The 16,727-nt window shown below is 41.5% G+C and carries 18 protein-coding genes; 6 read left to right on the top strand and 12 right to left on the bottom strand.

Annotation, left to right across the window (positions count from 1 at the left end):
* Positions 1–32: 32 nt before the first annotated feature.
* The 3 genes from L1264_RS00255 (at position 33) to L1264_RS00265 (ending at position 2,132) form a co-directional block, all read left to right on the top strand.
* Entirely contained in the window at positions 33–1,184 is a 1,152-nt protein-coding gene (locus L1264_RS00255; protein WP_135923901.1) for a chorismate mutase, read from the top strand.
* 127 nt (positions 1,185–1,311) lie between these two features.
* Entirely contained in the window at positions 1,312–1,830 is a 519-nt protein-coding gene (dsbB, locus tag L1264_RS00260; RefSeq protein ID WP_199527882.1) for a disulfide bond formation protein DsbB, read from the top strand.
* On the top strand, positions 1,830–2,132 hold the full coding sequence (locus L1264_RS00265) for a DUF6170 family protein (protein ID WP_235382065.1): 303 nt from the start codon (positions 1,830–1,832) through the stop codon (positions 2,130–2,132). The genes dsbB and L1264_RS00265 overlap by 1 nt, the downstream gene beginning before the upstream one ends.
* A gap of 23 nt (positions 2,133–2,155) precedes the next feature.
* On the opposite strand, the gene L1264_RS00270 is transcribed toward L1264_RS00265, so the two are convergent.
* The gene (locus tag L1264_RS00270; protein ID WP_135923898.1) at positions 2,156–2,449 is read right to left on the bottom strand and encodes a ComEA family DNA-binding protein; all 294 of its coding nucleotides are present in this window, start codon (positions 2,447–2,449) and stop codon (positions 2,156–2,158) included.
* A gap of 287 nt (positions 2,450–2,736) precedes the next feature.
* Here L1264_RS00270 and L1264_RS00275 point away from each other — a divergent pair, with 287 nt between their 5' ends.
* Complete coding sequence (locus tag L1264_RS00275; RefSeq protein WP_135926253.1) at positions 2,737–3,039, top strand: YebG family protein; 303 nt, start codon at positions 2,737–2,739, stop codon at positions 3,037–3,039.
* Between the two features lie 62 nt (positions 3,040–3,101).
* On the opposite strand, the gene putP is transcribed toward L1264_RS00275, so the two are convergent.
* Positions 3,102–4,613: a sodium/proline symporter PutP gene (gene putP, locus L1264_RS00280; RefSeq protein WP_199527883.1), complete on the bottom strand. Its 1,512-nt coding sequence runs from the start codon at positions 4,611–4,613 to the stop codon at positions 3,102–3,104.
* A gap of 370 nt (positions 4,614–4,983) precedes the next feature.
* Here putP and L1264_RS00285 point away from each other — a divergent pair, with 370 nt between their 5' ends.
* The gene (locus tag L1264_RS00285) at positions 4,984–6,207 is read left to right on the top strand and encodes an EAL and HDOD domain-containing protein (protein ID WP_199527884.1); all 1,224 of its coding nucleotides are present in this window, start codon (positions 4,984–4,986) and stop codon (positions 6,205–6,207) included.
* 66 nt (positions 6,208–6,273) lie between these two features.
* Here the strand turns inward: L1264_RS00285 and L1264_RS00290 are convergent, their stop codons facing one another.
* From L1264_RS00290 to ccmA, 10 genes are read right to left on the bottom strand one after another with little or no spacing between them, the layout of a single operon-like run.
* A complete protein-coding gene (locus L1264_RS00290; protein WP_199527885.1) occupies positions 6,274–7,005 on the bottom strand; it encodes an MlaA family lipoprotein in 732 nt (243 codons plus the stop codon).
* 9 nt (positions 7,006–7,014) lie between these two features.
* The gene (gene ccmI, locus L1264_RS00295; RefSeq protein ID WP_199527886.1) at positions 7,015–8,274 is read right to left on the bottom strand and encodes a c-type cytochrome biogenesis protein CcmI; all 1,260 of its coding nucleotides are present in this window, start codon (positions 8,272–8,274) and stop codon (positions 7,015–7,017) included.
* On the bottom strand, positions 8,275–8,736 hold the full coding sequence (locus L1264_RS00300; RefSeq protein ID WP_135923893.1) for a cytochrome c-type biogenesis protein: 462 nt from the start codon (positions 8,734–8,736) through the stop codon (positions 8,275–8,277).
* The gene (locus L1264_RS00305) at positions 8,733–9,305 is read right to left on the bottom strand and encodes a DsbE family thiol:disulfide interchange protein (RefSeq protein WP_135923892.1); all 573 of its coding nucleotides are present in this window, start codon (positions 9,303–9,305) and stop codon (positions 8,733–8,735) included. Before L1264_RS00305 ends, L1264_RS00300 begins: the two co-directional genes overlap by 4 nt.
* The gene (locus L1264_RS00310; protein ID WP_235382067.1) at positions 9,302–11,257 is read right to left on the bottom strand and encodes a heme lyase CcmF/NrfE family subunit; all 1,956 of its coding nucleotides are present in this window, start codon (positions 11,255–11,257) and stop codon (positions 9,302–9,304) included. The genes L1264_RS00305 and L1264_RS00310 overlap by 4 nt, the downstream gene beginning before the upstream one ends.
* Before the next feature lies 1 nt (position 11,258).
* Complete coding sequence (gene ccmE, locus L1264_RS00315) at positions 11,259–11,738, bottom strand: cytochrome c maturation protein CcmE (RefSeq protein ID WP_135923890.1); 480 nt, start codon at positions 11,736–11,738, stop codon at positions 11,259–11,261.
* Positions 11,735–11,938, bottom strand: a complete 204-nt coding sequence (gene ccmD, locus L1264_RS00320; protein WP_054553244.1) for a heme exporter protein CcmD — start codon at positions 11,936–11,938, stop codon at positions 11,735–11,737. The genes ccmE and ccmD overlap by 4 nt, the downstream gene beginning before the upstream one ends.
* A 2-nt stretch (positions 11,939–11,940) precedes the next feature.
* The gene (locus L1264_RS00325; RefSeq protein WP_135923889.1) at positions 11,941–12,678 is read right to left on the bottom strand and encodes a heme ABC transporter permease; all 738 of its coding nucleotides are present in this window, start codon (positions 12,676–12,678) and stop codon (positions 11,941–11,943) included.
* Position 12,679: 1 nt separating this feature from the next.
* Entirely contained in the window at positions 12,680–13,366 is a 687-nt protein-coding gene (gene ccmB, locus L1264_RS00330) for a heme exporter protein CcmB (RefSeq protein ID WP_135923888.1), read from the bottom strand.
* The gene (gene ccmA, locus L1264_RS00335; protein WP_135923887.1) at positions 13,366–13,986 is read right to left on the bottom strand and encodes a cytochrome c biogenesis heme-transporting ATPase CcmA; all 621 of its coding nucleotides are present in this window, start codon (positions 13,984–13,986) and stop codon (positions 13,366–13,368) included. The genes ccmB and ccmA overlap by 1 nt, the downstream gene beginning before the upstream one ends.
* Positions 13,987–14,088: 102 nt before the next feature.
* Here ccmA and fliK point away from each other — a divergent pair, with 102 nt between their 5' ends.
* A complete protein-coding gene (gene fliK, locus L1264_RS00340) occupies positions 14,089–16,722 on the top strand; it encodes a flagellar hook-length control protein FliK (protein ID WP_235403562.1) in 2,634 nt (877 codons plus the stop codon).
* Positions 16,723–16,727: the final 5 nt, after the last annotated feature.

A 16,727-nucleotide genomic window follows, 5' to 3' on the forward strand; every position in this document is an offset into this window, starting at 1 on the left:
TTTGTGCACTGTTTTGGAATGAGGAAACCAACATGAGCAATGATGTATTAAATGCATTACGACACGATATCAATGAAATAGATTCAGATTTATTAGTCTTACTGGCCAAAAGACGCCGAATAAGCCATAGCGTTGTTGAGTATAAAATTGCTAACAATAAACCAATACGAGATGAAGCACGTGAGCAAGCGTTGCTCGAAAAGCTAATAAGCTATGGTAAATCACTTGGCCTAGACGCCTACTACATAAACAATGTCTTTCAGACCATTCTTGAAGACTCAGTTTTAAATCAGCAAGCCATGTTGCAAAAGAACCTCAACCCTGAAGCAATGAGCGAAACACACCGCGTAGCATACTTAGGTGGACAAGGCTCATATAGCCAACTAGCTTGCCATAAATATTTTAGCCGTCGCCCAGGTAAAGTAATTGAAATGGGCTGTACTAGTTTTGATCAAATCACAGGTAAAGTAGAAAGTGGTCAGGCAGACTTTGGCTTATTGCCTATTGAAAATACCAGCTCTGGCAGTATTAATGAGGTGTTTGATTTATTACAACATGCGCAAGTATCCATTGTCGGTGAAGTGACACACAGTGTTGAACATTGCCTATTAGCGATGCCTGGCACGGAGCTTTCTCACATCAACAAAGTGTTTGCTCACCCTCAGCCTTTTGCTCAATGCAGCCGCTTTATCCAAGGTTTGGGAGATATTCAGCATGAAACCTGCGACTCAACCTATCACGCCTTAAAATCAGCTGTTGAAACACCTAACAGTGCCGCAATTGGTTCAGCACAAGCCGGTAAAAATGTTGGCCTAGAGGTTGTTAAGTCAGGTCTTGCTAATCAAAGTGAAAATCATAGCCGCTTTATCGTTGTAGCACGTAAGCCGCTACAAGTTTCAAAGCAAATTCCGACCAAAACCAGTTTAATTATGGCTACAAAACAACAAGCCGGTTCTTTGGCAGATGCACTGATGATTTTCAAACACCATCAGATCAATCTAGTAAAGCTTGAATCTCGCCCTGTACCTGGTAACCCATGGGAAGAAGTGTTTTATGTCGACCTTGAAGCGAACCTTGATGACTTACATGTTAAACAAGCGCTCGAAGAGCTAAAAGAACACACCCAGTACACCCGTGTATTAGGCTGTTATCAAAGTGAATCATTACAAGCAGTAAGCGTTTAATCCACCTTATTCTATTAGTTAAATAAAGGAGCCAACAGGCTCCTTTTTGTTTAATTTTATCGCAGAGACTTGCACCCCCTTCCCAGTGTAAGCATAATCTTGAAAACATTTTTAAACTGGAACATACATGAATTGGTTAGCAGAATTAGCAACTAAAAGAACACCTTGGCTATTATTAGCCGTGATATCCTTAGCATTTGAAATCACCGCATTGTTTTTTCAATACAATATGGGTCTTGAGCCATGCATCATGTGTATTTATCAACGTACAGCAGTATTAGGCTTACTTGCTGCAGGTGTTATAGGTGCGATTAACCCGCAGGCGATGGTATGTAGAGTAGTAGCATTTGTCAGTTGGGGTATATCAGCAATTTGGGGTTATTTTATCGCCAAAGAACACATTGCAATGCAAAACAACACTGATCCTTTTGCATTCAGCTGTGCTTTTGAACCAAACTTTCCGAGCTTTATGCCTCTTCATGAGTGGATCCCAAGTTTCTTTGCTGCTACAGGTGATTGCGGCAATATAGATTGGCAGTTTGCATCACTGAGTATGCCAGCTTGGATGGAAGTGATCTTCGCTGCGTTCTCTGTCGTATTTTTAGTGGTTATAATTAGCCGCCTTGTATGCAAAAAGTCACTGTAATGATATATTTTTTTACCAGTCAAATACCTGAATTAAAGGCCTTTAAAGTGAGGCAGCGCCAGCAAATCATTGCCCTTGCACTTAGCCATTTGAGCCCTATGCACAAAATCACTTTATCTGTCTGTAAACTTGCTTTTTTGGCACCACTATTTTTAGGGCTCGCGTATTTTGAAGGATGGATGCTTCTGCCCTGGTTACTGTTAGCGGGGGTAAGCTATCCGCTTCTAACCACACCACTCGAAAATATATTTGCATTGCCACATCTGCAAACCGCTATTAAAGAATACAAACAGGGCTGTTAGGCCCTGTTTGACAGAGTGGCTTTCTAAAGCGTAATTTGTCCCTTTAATTTTTGGTAGAGTTTCTCACCAATCCCCTTAACCTCTTTTAGCTGTTCGACAGTTTTAAAGTTACCTTGGCTCTTACGATATTCAATAATTGCTTTGGCCTTTGCTTCACCAATACCTGGTAATTGAGTAAGCTGCTCTAACGTGGCTTTATTCAAACTTACTTTTTGTAGCTTAACATCTGCAACATCAACAGGTTTCGCTGCAAGTGCAGCTGTGGCGGGCAAAAGCGCAAGGCTTGAAGCTAACAATAGACTTGATAATAATTTCATATTTTCCTCCATGATGTCCTTACTTGGACAACTAATTTCCTTTGTTACCAAACACTCGCTCCATCGCTTGTGTTCTTAAAATTATAGGCCTAGCAGTTTTCCGATGCTTGGATAGATTTTAGGTAACAATTTAAATTAAGCTAATTTCGCTTTCTTTGTCAAATGATAGAAAGAAAAATGTAAGTTGCTACTTGCAAATAATGTCACAACACATTACTGTATATAAAAACAGTAATCAAGATGGCGATTTTACGCTACAAATGCCACGCTTAAATGCAGGAGAGATCATGGCTGTTGTTGTTAAATATGTTGTAGAAAGAAACGGAGTCGAGCGCATGACGTTTACTACTAAAAAAGAAGCTGATGCGTATGACAAAATGCTCGACATTGCTGAGTCATTGGAACTAATGCTTGAAAAAGTTGATGTACCATTAAGCGAGCAACAAATTGAGTCACTGGCGCTTGAAATGGCAAAAGAAAAAGACCAATTTATGGCTGTACTCAAAGGTGCAAAAGAAGCACCTGCGAAGCCTAAAAAAGCAAAGTCAGACGATAACGTTGCAGATATAAAAGAGAAAGCTGCAAGCTAACCATTCGCTTTAAAATTAAAAAAGGGCAACATCTGTTGCCCTTTTTTGTGTTTAATCAAAAATTACAGTGATGATTCAACTTCATCAAATAAGTCTGTAATTTCCTTTTTAGGCTCGGCTGTCATAAGGCTTACAGCAACAATCGCTATCGTTGATAAAATAAAGCCAGGGACAATCTCATAGATGATTGCACTTAGAGCTTGGCCGTCAATAGTGATTGGCGCGTAAATCCAAAACAACACTGTTGCTGCACCAACAACCATGCCACTGATTGCTCCTTGTAAGTTCATGCGCTTCCAGTACAAACTAATTAGCACAAGCGGACCAAATGCAGCACCAAAACCAGCCCATGCATTACTTACTAAATCAAGGATTGAGCTGTCACGGTCATACGCAAGATAAATAGCAAATAAAGCAACCAAAATAACGCTGATACGACCCACTAACACTAGTTCTTTTTGTGAAGCGCTACGATTTAAGTAAATCTTATAGAAATCTTCTGTTAGTGAACTTGAACATACTAATAGTTGCGACGAGATAGTACTCATGATCGCCGCTAAAATAGCAGCCAATAAGAAACCCGCAATAAGTGGATGGAAAATAAGCTCAGATAACACCAAGAAAATCGTTTCTTTATCATCGATTGGCATTTGATTTTCAAGCATGTACGCTGCGCCAAATAAGCCTGTAAATACGGCACCAATAGCTGAAAGCGTCATCCACGACATACCTACACGACGCATCGTTGGCATATCTTTAACAGAGCGAACTGACATGAAACGAACAATAATATGTGGCTGACCAAAATAGCCTAAGCCCCATGCCATTGCAGAAATAATGGCAATTGTTGAACCACCAGCGAACCAGTCCATCATGTTAAGTGCATGTATTTCTGTTTCTTTAGGAGAACTTAATAATAAGTCATAGCGTGCATTTGCAAGCGTATCCATAAATGGTTGATCAAGCATAGTGTAGGTTGCAATAGGCACCGCTAACAGCGAGATAAACATGATACAGCCTTGCACGAAGTCAGTTAAGCTCACTGCTAAAAAGCCACCAAATAAGGTGTAAAGCACAACAACACCCGTAGTAATGTACAAGCCCATTTCATAACTCATATTAAATGAGTTTTCGAACAGCTTGCCGCCCGCGACAACTCCTGATGAGGTATATAGAGTAAAGAATACAATGATAACGACTGCAGAAATAACACGTAAGATATTTTTATTATCTTCAAAACGGTTTGCAAAGTAATCAGGGATAGTTATCGAATCATTGGCTTTTTCGGTGTAAACGCGTAACCGAGGTGCCACTAAAAAGTAGTTAGCCCATGCACCAAGCACTAAACCGATTGCAATCCAAACCTTGCTTAGGCCAAATAAGTACATTGCACCTGGTAAGCCCATTAATAACCAACCACTCATGTCTGATGCACCCGCTGAAAGCGCCGCAACACTTGGAGATAAGTTACGTCCACCTAGCATATAACCTGACACATCATCTGTTGATTGCTTATAGGCATATAGCCCTATTCCCAACATTACGATGAAGTATAATGCTAACGAAATTATCATTCCTGTTTCCAAATTAGCCTCCAAAAATTAGTTAATGTTGGCTTTTAATCCGAATAATGACTCGCAAGTTATTTAATTATAAGACATTATTGGGGTAAAAACCGATATCACTCATGACTATACCACGCTTCGACACTATAACTCCAATAGTGCCGATAACCAACTAAGTTTACATTTACAACGATACGCTAACAAAATTGTGATATTTAATCATAACTTATAGAATTTCATTACGATTTATCCTAGTCTTAACGTTAAGATAAAATCATAATTTATCCCCATATCTTGTCATTTTATTAATGCTATTTTAGATACAATGGCATATATTGCGAGGGGATAATGAAATAACTGATGTGGACAAGCTTGGACTATGTATTTTTACGCTGCGCGCCAACCGATTTTAGATAAGGAAAAGAAACTAGTCGGCTACGAACTCCTCTTTAGGGATGGAGTAGATAATGTGTTTCCAGATATTGATGGCGATGAAGCAACGTCACGGCTCATTGAAGGCAGCCAATTTAACTTTGGTTTGGAAGACTTAACAGACAACAAACCTGCTTATATAAACTTTACGTTAGAAACATTACAAAAGGGTTACCCGTTATTATTAGGTAAAGACAATGTTGTAGTTGAAATTCTTGAAACTATTCAACCTGGTAAACGATTACTGGCTCTTGTCAAAGATTTGAAAGAAAGAGGCTATACGCTAGCACTTGATGATTATATTCACCAACCAGTTTGGCGTCATTTTTACCCTTATATTGATCTTATAAAAATCGATTTTCTAACCTGTACACCTGAATCTCTGCAGACGGTGATTGAAGCTATAAAGCCTCACCCACACATTAAGTTGTTGGCAGAAAAAGTTGAGACCCATGAGAAGTACCAACTGGCCCTCGATATGGGTTTTAGCTACTTTCAAGGCTTCTTCTTTTCGAAACCTGAGATGGTGCAAAGCAAAACTTTACCACCGTCTGAGATGGCATTAGCTGAGCTTTTGTATGAAACATCGAGTATTGACTTAAATCTTAAAAAAATCACCGATGTATTTGAAAGAGATGTTAACTTATCTTACAAGTTACTGCGTTATTCAAACTCTGCAGCATTTAAACGTCGTGCTGAAATCAGCACCATCAAACAGGCACTTATCGTTTTAGGTAGCGAAGAAATTAAACGTTTCTTATCGCTGTTATTCGCCGCACAAGTGGCTGCAGATAAGCCTGCTGAACTCATCCGCTTATCACTCACGCGAGCTCGCTTTGCTGAGCTGTTAGCTATCAGTCATGGGCAATTACGCGATACTGGAATGGCATTTTTGACCGGTATGATGTCGCTTATGGATGCAATCTTAGATGAAGATATGCCAAGCGTAATGGGCAAATTACCGCTAACAAATGAAATTAAAGGTGCCCTTCTTCATGACGAAGGTTTATTAGCAACGTATTTACGCCTTGTGAAGTTTTACGAGCAAGCTGACTGGGAAAGTGCCAAAGAGATCCAACAACAACTCGGCCTCAAACCCGAAGAGGTGCCCGATGCATATCACGATGCATTGAACTGGTCGAATGAACAAATGTCTGTATTCGGCGACTAATGTTCGAAATGTAAATACAAAAATGCCAGCAATATAGCTGGCATTTTTTCGTTGTGGTCAACGCTATTAAAGGTTTTCTAAGAAGTCTTCATCAAAATCGTCTGGCTCTTTTTCCATTGGTGGATTGCCATCATGAAGCTCATATAATTGACGCTGGAAATAGATATCTTTAACAAATATGTACGGGTCAAGTGACTCATTTAATAGACTTTCTTGAGGTATCAAAGAAGCACGCGCTTCAACCGCTTTCAGTGCAAACACTAAAATGGTTTGAGGTGTTGTTAACGCTATTTCAGGTAATACTATGTTATCAACTACATCACCCGTTAAATTTCGTACTGTACTTGGCCCCATGCCAGGTATCATCAAGTAGGCACCATCTCCTACTCCCCACACACCTAGCGTTTGGCCAAAATCTTCATCAACGATCTCTAACCCTAATGAAGAGGCCACATCGAACAAGCCAAATAAGCCAACCGTCGAGTTCACTAAGAAACGCGCAAGGCTGATCCCCATATTCGCTGGTTTGCCCTGCAAACCAGCGTTAACCATATCAGTTGGTGCAGTAATATTATCAGTAAAGTTAACAATACTGCGCCTAACAGGCATAGGTGTCACTGTAACATAGCCCACCGCAGCAGGGCGCAGAATATAAGCATCAAGCACGTCCATGTTAAAGTCATACATAGGACGATTGAATGACTGCAATGGATCTCGCTCATCCGCTTTTTCTTCGGGTACTTGTGCGCATCCTGCAAGTACAGCAAAAAAAATTAAAAATATACTATGCCTAAACATTGGCTATCCTTAAGGTATTAACTCATTAATTAGCAACGAATATTCTTTAACGTTAGCACGCTCCAAGACATCCGACTTGCCTTCCAACTCGCCGCTAGAAGTTACCACAGTTGCATCTTTCGATAAACGCGCGGTTAAAATAATTTGCTCAACACTCGATAAATTCAGGCCATCAACCATTGCGTTAGCATCACTTAACGTCACTGTTAGTGGAAAGCTATATTCTGTCATTTTTACCACAGCTAATGGCATTTGCGGACCACTGGCTGCTTTTGCAAAAACAAATAACGTGCCGTTTTGTGGCTGTGAGTCAGCAAGTGCTGGGTCCAAATCAACTGTGATCCTAATTTCACTGTTTGAAGCATCAGCTACTTCTGTATTTGTGACTTGCTCATTATTTAAATGGGCATCAATTTCAGCAATACGCTCTGCAATCATGCTATAACGAGGGTCGTTTTGCTCCATGCTCGCTAGCAGTACTTCAAACGCGGTTTTAGCTTGCAGCCAATCTTTACGCTCGTAGGCAATTAGGGCCAACAATGAGATTGCATCAATATTGGTTGGCTCTGCTTTTAACACTTTTGAAAGCATAGTCGCAGCCTGAGACATGTTCGCGTCATTGCCTTCCATTAGCAGAACTTGCGAGTAGCTGATCAGCACTTGCTTGTTATCCGGATTCATTTTCAATACTTTATCAAATGACTGCTTTGCCATATCAAATTCATTTAACGACATCGCAACACGTCCAAGTAGCATCCAAGCTACTTCGTCATCACCACTTTGATCAAGTTTAGTACGCAGCGCTAATGCAAATGCTTGAAGTTCATTTGCAGTCAACGGCTCACCATTTTGCATCACAGCTCGCTCACCGTATGACTTTAGATTTGCCATTGCATCATGCCAGCCTTTTATTTGCTGCTGACTGCCAGTGTAGCCATAGAAAATAGCTGTTAAAACGATTAAAAAGCCTGCTCCTGTTAAAGCAAATATACGATTGTTACCTTTGCTGTTTAAGGCTTTTTCTGGTGATAACTCATTAAGTAAACGACGCTTTTGCTCAACAACTGCCTCGTCATGCATTTGTGCATCGATACGTTGATTTTCAAGATCGTCTTTAAGCTCATCTAAACGTTGGTAATAAATTCGGATCAATTCCGAGTTTGCATTGTGATCAAGGCGTTGAATACGTTCGCGTTTAAAAAACGGCACGACAACAAACAGCAATGCAATCAGTGTGAGTAAAACAAAAGAAGCCCACATTAATGCCATTTAGCTTTGCTCCTGACGTTGATTTTGTTCAATTAGTTTTGCAAGTAATTTCTCGTCTTGCTCAGTCCATGTTTGCTTCACTGATGCTTTACGCTGACGCAATACAATAAAGCCAAAGCCAAGCACCACAATGAGCACTGGTAAAACCCAAAGCACAAGTGTTGCTGGAGTGACAGGCGGATCGTAATGAACGAAGTAACCGTAGCGGTCAATCATATAGTCAATCACTTCGTCTTTTGTTTTGCCTTCTTTTACTAAGGCTAATACTTTATCGCGCAAGTCTTTGGCAACAACGGCGTCTGAGTCGGCAATATTCTGATTTTGACATTTAGGGCAGCGTAACTCTTTAGTTAATTCACTAAAACGCGTAGCTTGCTCTTTATCATCGAACTGGTACTTGTCTTGCTCTGCAATTGCACTAAAGGCGATCAGCAAGCTTGCTAGAAGAATAACGAATCTCATTGCTGTAATTCCTGCATTAACGGTGCAAATTTAGCACGCCAAACACGTGGATTAATATCACCGGTGTGATGAAGCAAAATTGTGCCCTGCTTATCAACTAAAAACGTTTCAGGCGCACCTGATACCCCTAAATCAAGGGCTAATGTACGCTTTAAATCCAAAATATTGAACTGATAAGGGTCGCCAGCGCGATTTAGCATGCTGGTTACATCTTCACGTAACGCATTAATATCAAACTGGCCATCAAAGTCAGGGTCATAACCTTGCTCGTAATATAAGCCAATAATCTTAACGCCCTGCTCTCTAAGCTCTGTTAAATAACCTAACTCAGCTAAACAGGTCGGGCACCATGTGCCCCACACATTCAGCAGGTATACTTCGCCTTTCAGATCGGCATCAGTCCAACGCTTTGACTCATCCATCAAATCAGGTAGGTTAAATGTTGGCATAGTCTGACCAATACGCCCTGTTTGCAGCTCACGTGGGTTTGCAAACAAGCCTTGATATAAAAACACACACAACAAAACGAAAACCAATAATGGCGCTAGCGCTAACAATTTGCGGTTCATGCTGAAGCCTCCTGCTTAGTCGATTTCTGGCGATAGCGTTTATCACCAAGCACTAAAAAGCCTGCCAGTGAAATCAAGATGCCACCGAGCCACATCCAACGAACATACGGTTTATGGTAAATACGTAACGACCACGCACCTTGGCTTAATTGCTCACCTAGCGCTAGATACAAGTCACGGGTGAAGCCTGCATCAACAGCTGCTTCTGTCATAAACTGCATGCCAATGTCATAACGGCGTTTTTCAGCATGTAAAACCGTCACTTGTTTATCGTTTTTCATCACGGTGACAACCCCAGCATGGCCACTGTAGTTAGCCCCGCGAATAGACTTAACACCGTCAAAGCGATACTGGTATTCATTTAAAGCCACTGTGTCACCCGGTTTCATTGATACATCACGCTCAACCGAGTAAGCAGAGGTTAACGTGACACCTGCAATTACAAACGCTAAACCAATGTGACCTAAAACCATTGCCCAATAGCTTAGACCTAATCGCTTAAAGCCTTCACCTATGGTTTTATGAATAGTCACTTTTGCAGCTAAATCTATCAGTGTAGTAACAAAAATCCATACTGCTAATGCGGTTGCAATAAAGGTAATTGGCGCAATTACGTCGTAGCTTGAATATAACCATGCACCGGTAACAACCACACTGACCACAGCCGATAATAACAGCTTGTTCTGTAGCATTGACCACTTGTTTTGCTTCCAGCGTAACAGCGGACCTATCCCCATTAAGATAGCAAATGGCACGAGTAAAATAGCAAACATCTTATTGAAGAATGGTTCACCTATCGATATGCTGCCTAAGCCAAGTTCTTTGTGGATCATTGGCAATAAAGTGCCCAGTAAAACAATCAGTGTTGCCACAACTAAGAAAATATTATTTAACCAAAGCGCTACTTCACGTGAAGCAAACTTATAGCGCCCCTCACTTTTAACCTGCGAAACACGCAGTGCATAAAGCGATAAACCACCGCCAACGACAATGGCCAAGAAAGCTAAAATAAACATGCCGCGATTAGGGTCTGACGCAAAAGCATGCACAGATACAATAATGCCCGAACGAACAATAAAGGTACCCAGTAAGCTTAACGAGAATGCTGCTATAGCTAGTAATACGGTCCAAGACTTAAATACACCACGTTTTTCTGTGGTTGATAATGAGTGCAACAACGCGGTTGCCACAAGCCAAGGCATTAGTGATGCGTTTTCAACGGGATCCCAGAACCACCAGCCACCCCAGCCGAGTTCTGAGTATGCCCACCAACTACCAATGGTAATACCGAGTGTTAAAAAGCCCCATGCAGTCATTGTCCAAGGACGAGACCACTTTGCCCAAGTATTATCAAGTTTGCCTGTAAGTAACGCCGCAATGGCGAATGAGAACGACACAGATAACCCAACATAGCCCATATAGAGCAATGGCGGGTGAATGATCATACCTGGGTCTTGCAGTAATGGGTTTAAATCGCGACCTTCAACAGGGAAATACGGTAATAAGCGCTCAAATGGGCTCGACATTAATAAGGTGTACAGCATAAAGCCAACACCTAAAAAGCCTAGCACGCCCAGTACACGAGCACGTAATACCCAAGGTAATGATTGTGAGCGCATAGCAACAACCGCTGTCCAACCTGCTTGCATCACTAACCAAAGTAAAATTGCTCCTTCATGGCCACCCCATGTTGAGGTTATTTTGTAGTACCAAGGTAAGGTGCTACTTGAGTGATAAGCAACATACGAAACGGTAAAGTCGTCGGTTAAACTGGCATAAATAAGTGCTGCAAAAGACAAAAGTACGAATACGAACTGACCAATTGCCAGTGATGGGGCTGCACGCATTAACCTTAAATTGCCGGTATGCGCCCCCCACAAAGGAAAAATACACAGTAGAACACTGAGCACCATGGCCAGTGTTAAAGAAAAATAACCGAGTTCTGGGATCATATTAATTGCCGTTATCTAAGTTATAGGTCGGTTTTTCGTGTTTGATACCCTTCACAGCTTCTGCGACTTCTGCTGGCATGTATTCTTCATCATGCTTTGCAAGTACCTCAAAGGCATCAATTTCATTCGCTTTCACTAACACGCCCTGCGCCACAATCCCTTGGCCTTCACGGAATAAGTCCGGCAAAATTCCTTGATAATTAATTGTCACCATAGGGCCCGTATCGATTAACTTAAAGCTTACCTTTAAGCTTGATTCGTCACGGACAACTGAGCCTGGCACAACCATGCCGCCGATACGTAGTTTTTGCCCAATATGCGGTTTTTCTTTATTAGGCCCTTTTCCATCAACCAATTCACTTGGTGTATAGAATAAATTAATGTTTTCTTGCAGTGCATACAGCACTAAACCAATCGTTGCACCCACACCAAAAATAATGGCTACAACCGCTAATAAACGCTTTTTACGTCTTGGATTCATTGCCCTGCCTCTTGCTTCGCTTTCTTAATGCGCTCTTCACGTTGTGCTTGCTGCTTTACTGAAGAGAAAATACGTTTTGTGTCGTTTAACGAACTAAATAAAATACCAAGTAAAATTAATGCACAGCTGCCAAACGACAGCCAAACATAAAAGCCATAGCCACCCATGGCAATAAAATCTGCAAAAGAATCAAACTGCATGATTAACCTCGCTCAAGCATATCACGCACCCAAGGGCGGTGCTTTTCACGTTGTAAAATTTCGTTCTTAAGACGTATTAACGTCACCGTACCGACGAACGCTGCGAATGCCACAATATTCACCATCAGTGGCCAAAACATGCTTGGATCAATGGCTTTAGTATCAAACTTTGTAATGGTTGCACCTTGATGCAAGGTATTCCACCACTCAACCGAGAAGTGAATAATCGGTAAATTGATCACCCCGACAATCGCTAAAATACAGGCTGCCCGACCCGCCGCTTTTTTATCTTCAAAAGCATGATAAAGCGATAACACACCAAGGTATAAAAATAACAGAATGAGCTCAGAGGTTAGGCGTGCATCCCACACCCACCAAGCGCCCCACATAGGTTTACCCCATGCAGCACCGGTAATTAATGCTATCGCTGTCACACATGCCCCAACAGGTGCAATTGCAATCACTGCGAGTTCTGCATTACGTAATTGCCATACTAGTGCGATCACTGCAGCAATCGCCATAGAAGAGTAAGCGCCCATAGATAAAATAGCTGAAGGCACATGGATAAAAATAATTCGGTAGCTGTCTTTTTGTTGGTAATCGGCTGGGGCATAAGCAAGCCCCCAGACCCATCCAACAATCATACAGACCACCGTAACGACGGCGAAATAAGGCAGTAAGGTGTTACACAATTGGTAAGCACGATCTGCTTTTGCGTAGGGATGTAACCACTTCCACATATTAACTTACACTCACTTTCAATGCTGACGATATGGCAATTGGCGCCGCTATAATCGCTACGATTAGCATGGCACCAAGGATTGCAAGCTGTCCGCTATAGGCAAGCTCCATAGAGCTGGTATCGATAGCCGAGGTTGCAAAAATTAGTACAGGGATATACAAAGGCAAAACAAGTAAACTCATTAAAATGCCACCTTTTTGTAATCCCACAGTCAGTCCAGCACCAATTGCGCCAATGAAACTCAGCAATGGCGTCCCTAACAATAACGTCAGAACGGTTGCTAAAAGCGCTGAACTTTCTAAATTCAATAATAAAGCAAATACCGGAGTCATAAGCACAAGAGGCAGCCCCGTAATAACCCAATGAGCCGCAACTTTAGCAAGAACGGTCAGTGGTAATGGGTATGCCGAAGCGATTAACTGCTCTAGTGTTCCGTCGTGATAATCATCACGAAATAACTTATCTAGGCCTAACATGGTCGACAGTAACGCAGCGACCCAAATAATGCCTGGCGCCATACGAGCAAGTAGACCGGGTTCAGGGCCAATTGCTAACGGAAAAAGTGTAATTACAATAAGAAAAAACAAGATAGGGTTAACGATTTCAGCACGCTGACGAAACGCTAATTTAAGATCTTTTGAAAAAACCGCAGAGAATAGTTGCCAATACGAGTGCTGCTTTACCATCAGTGGCGATACTCCAAAGTCACTGTTTTAAGGTCACTAAAATGTGCCGTTAAATCTTGGTGGGTGGTTAATAAAATAGCTCCACCCGCATTAAGATGCTCAACAAATCGCTCTTGCAAAAACGCCACCCCACTTTTATCAAGCGCAGTAAACGGCTCGTCTAATATCCACAGTTTGGCGTTATTTAACCAAAGACGAACCAATGCAACACGACGCTGTTGTCCTGCTGATAACATGCGCACAGGTACGTCTTCAAGACCCACTAGACCTATCTTAGCTAAGACCGGATATAAGTCTTGCTTGCTATCATAGCCGTTTATTTTCAGCCAAAAAGCAAGGTTTTCAAGTGCCGTAAGTTGACTATTTACACCTGTCTTATGACCGATAAATAATAACTCATCAGCAAATTCATCATAGTATTTTGCGATAGAACGTTGTTGCCATAATACCTCACCTTCATCAGGCATAGCGAAACCTGCGATAATACGCAATAATGATGTTTTACCAGCCCCATTTGGACCAGCTAACTGCATAATTTGCCCAGATTTTAAGCTGAAATTAAGATCCGCAAACAAACAACGATCTTGCTTGATGCAGGTGACGGCCTTAATGTGTAACAAGATGACGATTCTCTATACCCAAAATTAGGCGTTAGTCTACCATAATGATAGGGTAATACGAATATTGCTTTAAAACGATTAACTTATATTTGATCTAAAATAATGAATAAACAAAGCCAGTTGACTCTCAGCACCCAGCTTAATATTGACCCTAAAAGTATTAGCAGTGCTTCACAACATTCATCAAGCGAGGCATTAAAAATGCTCGCTGATCAGAGTCTAACTGCCCGTAATATCGTGATTAGCAAACACAGTGTGCAGATGGATGTATTAATCAACAATGCATGGCAAACATTGCGTTTATCTACTGAGCAAGAAAATCCCAAAACTGAACGATTCTTATCGGCAAACATCCAATTAAGTAATGATGGCAAAGGGCTCACTATTACACCTCTGCCTATCACAATTACACTGGGTAAAAGTCAGCAAATGCAAGCACTTCTTAACTTGTTCACACAGGGGAATGCAAATACAAACACGCCCTACCCGGCAACTATTGCCAGCAATCAGCCAATGTTGCAACTGCCATCATTGAAAACAGAGTTTGCCCTTAACAATACCTTGGCAACACTGTTAAAAACTGAAGCGCCACTCAAAGCAATCTTGTTGCCAGCTACAAATCAGCAAAATAGTTTTAACTTAAACATCATTAATCGCTTTGGGGATTCACTGCATCAACAAAGTGTTAGCCAACAAAAAGTCGCTGATTTAGTCGCTAAACTAGTCCCAGAAATAGACTTAAAACTCACCGGCCAACAGCTACAATTGAGTTTAGCAACCAAACAAAATAGCGAGTTAACGCTGCCACTTGCAGCAATCCCCCCAAAACAAGCAAAACAAATTCAAGCGCATTGGCAATTTAATCCTCATACGCTAAAACTGCTATCACAGCGCGTAAAAGAGACCATTGAACTTGTCAACAAAGCGCCAATACAACATTTGTTATTAAAAAACTCACTCTCAGATACATTTACACATGCTCTTAAAAGCCAACCACTTGACAGTAAGACAACGCCTTTGGCTCCATCAAGTAATAATGATTCACCAATACGCTCTTGGTTAAAAGACAGTTTTGCCGATTTGAAAACCCGTATTAGTGATGCAGTGCGTTACTTTGAGCGTTTACCAGCAACAACAAAATCAACAGCTAACTTATCTGTTAGTCAAACGCCGGACGCAAGCAACAGTGTAAGCCAGCTAGGGTATAATGCTAAACAAATCAATATAATTAAGCTCGCGTCTTTAGACCCAAATTGGTCGAGGTTAATGACCTCTAACTCGCCTTTAAAACAACAGCCGGGCACACTTTTGCCTACCATCAATGTCAATGTGCAGTTGCCCGCCACAAAGTCTGCTGGCGAACAACCTATGTTGCCTGTCAGCTTTAATAAGTCGGCGCCGCTAATTAAATTGTTTCAGCAACTTAAAGTAAGTCTTGAACCATTAATAAATACGCCCGCAATCAACGACAAAGCAGCACTCATTAATAGCGCTCAAATAGCCGAAAAGCCTCCTACAACTTCAGCGGCAAATGCTATAAATAAGGCGAACTCTATACCCGCTCAAGCTTCAAACATCGCCACTAATATTGATAACGCAGTATCGAAAGACAATCCAGCGCTTGCAACTAAGGCGATTAAACAAACTGTGAGTGGTGATAAGTTGCAATCCTTAGCGAGAACAAAGGGTGCAATTACAGAGCAAACGGCAAATCATTTAAAAGTTAAAGCGGAACTGCCTGCATCAATAACAAGCCAAGTTTCTTCTCTCGCTCCTTTTTTAGCAGCAAAAGAGCCTAATTTAGGTCAACCCCTACTCGCTATTAGGCCAATTGAAGCCGCACTAATAGCCAAGTTAGTGCCAATGCCACAGAGTCAAAAGCCCACAAGCACGCCATTACCTGTGCAGTTAAGTGAAAAGTTAGTCGCTCTTAGTGAGCAAAGTACGTCTTCTTCTGTTGATCTAAATAGGTTAGTTAATCAAGCATTTAGCCGCATGATTTCAAGTCAAAACATACACCCAGCAACGATCGAGCGTGAACTACTAAGTATACTTAGACCAGCATCTTTAACACCACAAAACCAACAAGCAAGTTTTAATCAAGGTCTAGAGCAACTAGCAGTAACCGCTTTGGCTGCACCTATTATTAATCAGGCTCCCACTAATTTAAGCTTTAACAACCAAACAGGTCTTGATGCTTTATTGCAAGTGCTAGTACCCAATTTTAAAGCCGTTAATGGCAGTAAGTTACTGGAGCAATTACAACAACCCAATTTGCAAGCCTTAGCGGGTGAGTTAAGCCAAGTAAAGAATACTCTCACGCAAGTACAAACGACGCCGATAAACCAACAGCAAGATAGTAACCCGCTTGCACAATTTTTCTTACCGATGAAACTCCCAGCAGAGGCAGGGCAAACAGAAATCAGCTTAGGTCAATACAAAAAGCCGAGCAAAAACAAGCTTGAAAGTAAAAATGTATGGTTTGTTAGGCTAAACTTTGACTATGCGCAGCTTGGTAAATTACAAGTTACCGCAGAGGTTATGGACACAGCGGTAGATTGCCAATTATTAGCCTCTTCACAAGAGGTCACGGCTCTTGCACATCCGCATTTAGAAACGCTGCGTCATAAACTAGCAAGCCATGGTCTAAATGTTGGCGAGCTTAATTTGCAACAAGGTACGCCAAGTCATCAAGCCTTTTACAAGTCACATGCGATTATTAACATCAAGGTCTAAACTTT

Source organism: Pseudoalteromonas sp. APAL1 (assembly GCF_021532475.1).
Classification (GTDB): domain Bacteria; phylum Pseudomonadota; class Gammaproteobacteria; order Enterobacterales; family Alteromonadaceae; genus Pseudoalteromonas; species Pseudoalteromonas lipolytica_C.